The organism is Xanthomonas floridensis (assembly GCF_001642575.1).
GTDB classification, from domain to species: Bacteria; Pseudomonadota; Gammaproteobacteria; order Xanthomonadales; family Xanthomonadaceae; genus Xanthomonas; species Xanthomonas floridensis.
This window is the reverse complement of sequence record NZ_LXNG01000040.1, coordinates 1-4,969: the sequence shown is the minus strand read 5'-3', so window position 1 is coordinate 4,969 and position 4,969 is coordinate 1. Positions and strand designations below refer to the sequence as shown.

General features: G+C 60.5%; 6 protein-coding genes and 1 pseudogene. 6 read left to right on the top strand and 1 reads right to left on the bottom strand.

All coding sequences use genetic code 11. The features are described 5' to 3' along the window. The first annotated feature begins 19 nt into the window (after positions 1-19). The 5 genes from A7D17_RS18070 to A7D17_RS18050 all read left to right on the top strand — a co-directional run bounded on the left by A7D17_RS18070 (position 20) and on the right by A7D17_RS18050 (position 4,094). Positions 20-250 (top strand): major capsid protein, encoded by a 231-nt coding sequence (locus A7D17_RS18070; RefSeq protein ID WP_064510368.1) that lies wholly within the window; start codon positions 20-22, stop codon positions 248-250. Between the two features lie 143 nt (positions 251-393). After that, positions 394-1,839, top strand: coding sequence for a hypothetical protein (locus A7D17_RS18065; RefSeq protein ID WP_064510367.1), 1,446 nt, complete (start codon positions 394-396; stop codon positions 1,837-1,839). After that, positions 1,839-2,168: a DUF2523 domain-containing protein gene (locus tag A7D17_RS18060; RefSeq protein WP_064510366.1), complete on the top strand. Its 330-nt coding sequence runs from the start codon at positions 1,839-1,841 to the stop codon at positions 2,166-2,168. Before A7D17_RS18065 ends, A7D17_RS18060 begins: the two co-directional genes overlap by 1 nt. Next, positions 2,168-3,403: a zonular occludens toxin domain-containing protein gene (locus tag A7D17_RS18055; protein ID WP_064510365.1), complete on the top strand. Its 1,236-nt coding sequence runs from the start codon at positions 2,168-2,170 to the stop codon at positions 3,401-3,403. Before A7D17_RS18060 ends, A7D17_RS18055 begins: the two co-directional genes overlap by 1 nt. Position 3,404: 1 nt before the next feature. Next, complete coding sequence (locus A7D17_RS18050; RefSeq protein ID WP_064510364.1) at positions 3,405-4,094, top strand: TraX family protein; 690 nt, start codon at positions 3,405-3,407, stop codon at positions 4,092-4,094. A gap of 93 nt (positions 4,095-4,187) precedes the next feature. Here the strand turns inward: A7D17_RS18050 and A7D17_RS25285 are convergent. Next, positions 4,188-4,421 (bottom strand): annotated as a pseudogene (locus tag A7D17_RS25285) (DUF3653 domain-containing protein); the annotation flags it as partial. A 53-nt stretch (positions 4,422-4,474) separates the two neighbouring features. Between A7D17_RS25285 and A7D17_RS25280 the strand changes: the two are divergent. Further along, positions 4,475-4,759, top strand: coding sequence for a DUF3653 domain-containing protein (locus A7D17_RS25280; protein WP_425479642.1), 285 nt, complete (start codon positions 4,475-4,477; stop codon positions 4,757-4,759). Positions 4,760-4,969 lie beyond the last annotated feature (210 nt).

The window sequence follows — 4,969 nt, the reverse complement described above, 5'->3', positions numbered from 1 at the left end:
GTCCTAGGAGGACATTGCAATGCAGAAGCTGAAGACCCTGTTCAAGAACAAGACCGCTGCGCTCGCAGCTGTCGGTACCGCTGCCACCGTCTCCGCTCCGGCGTTTGCCGCTGGCGGTGGTGGTGTGGACGTGGGCGACGTTGTGTCGGCCATCCAGGGCGCGGCAGGCCCGATTGCTGCCATCGGCGGTGCAGTGCTGACCGTCATGGTGGGCATCAAGGTCTACAAGTGGGTGCGCCGCGCCATGTAACGACCACCGGCGGACAGGGCCGATACCCTCCCGCCGGTCTTTTTTGGGGATCGAATAGGGCAGGGGAACGGGGCGATGGAAGGGTGGATTTGGTTGGGCGCATGGCTGGTGGCCTGCGCGATTGTTTTCGTGGATTTCGAGTAATGCGCTGGCTCGCACGCGTGTTTGCATCCGCGATTGCACGACGCCTCGCTTACGTGCTTGTAGCGGCAACGCTCGCATGGTGTGGCATGGGTAAGGCGCATGCAGCGAATTGTGATGCAACCTCTGACATGTGCAGCGAGGGCGACGCCTGGAATGCGGCACGTCAGCTTGCGGATTCCCGTGGTCCTGATACCTGCAAACTGGTCGGTGGCAATAACGCTTCGTACACAGGTCCGAATATTGAAAAGGACCCAGGAAACTCTTCTAGGGACGTCGGTGCGCTCGCTGTGCGCGTCTTCTGTTCGAATGGGTCGCTGGCCTTTCTGGGCATTAAGTACTACCTCACCGAAAAATCGTGCGAGCAGGAGCCGGGCTACACCGGTGGCGGGCCTTGGGGAACGTACGTTGGTACCGCGCGCAATGGCAGCATTGGTTGTCGCAATGGTTGCGATGGTGTGTGGTTCGGCAATGGCGACGGTTCCATGACATGGGGCAGTACTGGCGCGGTGTGCCCGACCGATCCGGAGAAGACGTGCGACGCCATGGGCAAGGGCTATGGATGGAACGGCTACCTCGGCGTGTGTGAACCGCCGCCTACGGAAGAGTGTCCAGAGGGTCAGGTTCCGGACGGGAAAGGCGGCTGTTCAACCAACAAATGTCCAGAAGGAATGCTGTTGCAGGCTGATGGCACATGCGCGCCTAAGAAGAATGATTGCCCAGCGGGTGAGATTAAGTCGCCTAGCGGCTCGTGTTTGCCCGGTGACGGGCAGTGCGCGGCGGGTGAGGTACGTGGACCGGATGGCACATGTAAAAAGGATGGCGATGGCGATGGCGATCCTGACGAGCCTGGAGAGGGCGATAAGAGTCAGTTCTCCGGTGGTGATAACTGCGACTCTCCCCCTAGCTGTAGCGGCGACGCCATCATGTGTGGTCAGGCTCGCATTCAATGGCGTATCGATTGCAATACACGCCGCGAGGTCAATATCACTGGCGGTTCGTGCGCTGCGATGCCTGTGTGTGTTGGCAAGAACTGCAAAGCGTTGGAGTACTCGCAACTATTGATGCAATGGCGCGCTGCATGTGCGCTCGAAAAGGCAGCGAACAGTAGTGGCGGCGGTACTGGCAATAACGCTGACGTGAAGGCAATTCGTGATGCGATCACTGGCAATGGCACTGCTGATATCGGTGCTGATGGCAAGCCGGCCGATGCGTTTTCCGATGAGTCGGGATATGGCGAGGACGGCTACCCAACCGGTGAACTCGATACGCAGGGTTTCGGCTACAGCCGCACGTGTCCAACGATTCCCGATGTGGCGGTTTTCGGCCAGACGTTGCACTTCGATACGTCGAAATTTTGCCAATGGATGGTGCTAGGCGGCCAGATTGTGTTGGTCATGGCATCACTGGTGTCCCTGCGTTTGATGAGCCAGGGAGGTAGCGCGTAATGCCCTGGTTAATTGCACAACTCGTTACCGCGCTTGCATGGCTGTTCAAGTCGCGTATCGGCCTATGGATCATGACCGCGCTCGTGTGGCTCGGCATCAATTTCGGCACGATCAAGATGGTGGTGGAGCCTGCAATCGACCTGCTCAAGGGTTACGCCGAAGGCATGGGCAATGGCAATGGTCAGCTGGGCGCAGACGCAATGGCGTGGTTTGGCGTCCTTCAGTTCGACAAGGCATTGACCATGGTCATCTCTGCGATTGCGGCCAAGCACGCCATCATGCAAGGCCGCCTGTTCCTGTTTAAGCGTGGATTCGGAGCGAAGCCGTAATGCCAATCGAGCTATACACCGGGCAACCCGGCAACGGCAAAACGGCGTTGATGATGGAGCGCCTGGTCGAAGAATCGAAGCGCGCCGAGCGGCCTATTTTTGCAGCTGGCATCGCAGGCTTGCAGGACGGGTTAGCAACGACGCTCGAAGATGCACGCCAGTGGAATGCGGTCAAGGCTGGTGAGGTTTGCACGTGCAACGATACGTCCGTGCAAGCCGAGTGCACGGCGCATGTCGTGCCGAATGGTTCGCTGATCTTCGTCGACGAAGCGTGGAAGTGGTTCGGCCATCTGCACGATGCAACGCGGCAACAGACGCCGCTACACGTCCTACAACTTGCAGAGCATCGTCATCGCGGTCTCGACTTTGTGTGGACCACTCAGCAGCCGAATCAGCTGTATCCGTTCGTGCGTGGATTGATCGGTGCACACACGCATGTTGTGCGTCGCTTCGGCACGAAGATGATCGACGTGTTCCGCTGGGGCGAGCTGAACGAGGAGATTAAGTCCTCTGCGAAACGTGATCTTGCACAGCGCACAACGCGGCTGCTGCCGTCGCCGATCTTCGGCGCATACAAGTCGGCTGAGGTGCACACCATCAAGCCGCGCATTCCGTGGAAAGTGTTGGCGTTGCCGGGATTGGTCATCCTTGCCATCGCGCTTGGATGGCTCGCCTACACGATGCTCAAGCCCAGCGCGATGGCCGGCAAACTCGCAGATAAGGGGACGCAATCGGCGTCAGCCGATGCGGCCCCTGGCGGGTCTGCGACCACCGCACGGCGTGATGGTCCGCGTTGGGAATCTCCCACCGAATATGCCAAGCAACACCTTCCCCGGTTCGGCACCATGCCGTGGACTGCACCGGTGTTCGATGACCGCAGTATCACCGCCGATCCCATGTTGATCTGCATGTCTTCGCTCGCCGGTGTGGATGCGCAGGGCAATCATAAGGAAGCGTCCTGCACGTGCATGACAGAGCAGGGCACGGCCTACGACCTCGACCAGCCGCAGTGCCGCACGATTGCTAAGCGTGGCCCGGTCTACAACCCGTATCGCCAGCAGCGCGAGAACGAACAGCAGCCCGTCCAGCAGCAACAGGCGGTGCAGGGTGGGGCGCCCGCACCCGGGTTGGCCGGCATAGCTGTGGGCCGCTCTGCTCGGACACAGGGCACTTTCCCGGAGTCGAAGCAATACAGCACCAAAACCACCACTCCATCCACGTCGTTGGAGATGTGACATGACCAGCAGCGGCCGCGAGGCATTGAAGTGGATTGCGCTGGTGTTGATGACCGGCGATCACGTTGCCAAGGTGTTTTTCGGCGGCTACGTGCCAGTGCTATCCGAACTGGGGCGGATCGCGTTCCCGGTGTTCGCGCTGGTGATGGCCTACAACCTTGCACAGCCACGGGCCGATTATGCGAAATCGGTGCTGCGCCTTGCCTGCTGGGGTTTGCTGGCGCAGCCATTCCACGCGTGGGCGTTCGGTGGCTGGTTGCCGCTCAACGTCCTGCTGACGTTCTCGCTCGCCGCGCTTCTCGTCTGGACATTGCATGCTCGGCATTGGCTCTACGCGTTCGTATTTGGCGTCATTGCCCCGTTGTTGGTCGACTACCAGTGGGCCGGCGTTTGGTTGGTGGTGGCTGGCTGGTCCTGCTTCCGTCAGCAGCGCGGGCTGGCTGCTGTGTTTGGTCAGTATTCTGTGTCCCGCGGCGGCAGGCTGCAGGTGTTCGTTCCGTTCGGGGTGTGGCTCTGCATGGCTGCGCTGTGCTGGTACAACCGCAACCTGTGGGCGCTGGCGGCGTTGCCGGCGTTGGCGTTGGGCTACGTTTGGTGGCCGCTCCCGCGCCTGCGCTGGGCGTTCTACGGCTATTACGTTGGCCACCTCGGCCTGTTGGTGCTCATCGCGTCGCTGCCGGCGTTTCAGTAGCACGTCCCGCAGGTAGATCACATTCCCACCTGCAGAAACCCATGACCTTGGAACCCTTGTGAGAGTAGGCTCTCCAGGCATTGCCGATCGCGCATCGCGTTCCTCGGCCATCATCAGCGCCCATTCGCGTGCGATGTTGCATGTCAGCGACCAGTACCGTATTCCGGCTGGATCAATGTCCCGGCCCTCAGGAGTGAAGAAGCGGTGGCCCTGGAAACCAAAGCCGGCCCAGGGGCCGGCAAGGTCGATGCGGTCGTAGGTATCGAGGGTCACGCGGCGATTTCCGTATCGGTGGGGGTCCGAGACGGCAGGCAAGACGTGAGCCATAGCCAAATCCAACGCATCCGCGCCTTGAGCGAGGCCAGAGCCGATTTCGCATAATGTATATTATGTCAAAAGGCTTCTGGCGTGGCTTGCTGCTGCGCTCACGCTACGGCGGCGACCATGGCCCGCCACATGGAGTTTGGCGGATGCGAAATAAAACACTCACCGGCCCTTGGGCCGGTTTTTCGTTCCAGGGTGGCCACCTCATCACGCCCGAAGGCAGATCCATTGCACCATCGGATCTACAGTGGCTGTCGCTGACCTGCACGATAGCCCGCGAGTGGTCGACCATGATGGCCGAGGCCGCGCCAAGACACCGCCCAAACGGCCGGCCGGCGTGATCTATCTCCGTGACCAGTTCAGAAAACGGCAGGAGAAAAAGGCGGGTTTGCAACGGGTGGATACGGGTCCAGCGGCGAAATGCGCGGGATCATCATCAGCACCGGCGCGGAGGCGCAAAGGCCGCGTGTGAGGCGTTATCCGTAGGGGCTATGCCCCTACACCCCTACAATGCCCGCTCATCGTCACAGGGGGCCGTATGAGCTACAGAC

Coding starts and splice junctions, on each gene's coding strand:
- A7D17_RS18070 (WP_064510368.1), top strand. CDS start 20: ATGCAGAAGCTGAAGACCCTGTTCAAGAACAAGACCGCTGCGCTCGCA.
- A7D17_RS18065 (WP_064510367.1), top strand. CDS start 394: ATGCGCTGGCTCGCACGCGTGTTTGCATCCGCGATTGCACGACGCCTC.
- A7D17_RS18060 (WP_064510366.1), top strand. CDS start 1,839: ATGCCCTGGTTAATTGCACAACTCGTTACCGCGCTTGCATGGCTGTTC.
- A7D17_RS18055 (WP_064510365.1), top strand. CDS start 2,168: ATGCCAATCGAGCTATACACCGGGCAACCCGGCAACGGCAAAACGGCG.
- A7D17_RS18050 (WP_064510364.1), top strand. CDS start 3,405: ATGACCAGCAGCGGCCGCGAGGCATTGAAGTGGATTGCGCTGGTGTTG.
- A7D17_RS25280 (WP_425479642.1), top strand. CDS start 4,475: ATGTATATTATGTCAAAAGGCTTCTGGCGTGGCTTGCTGCTGCGCTCA.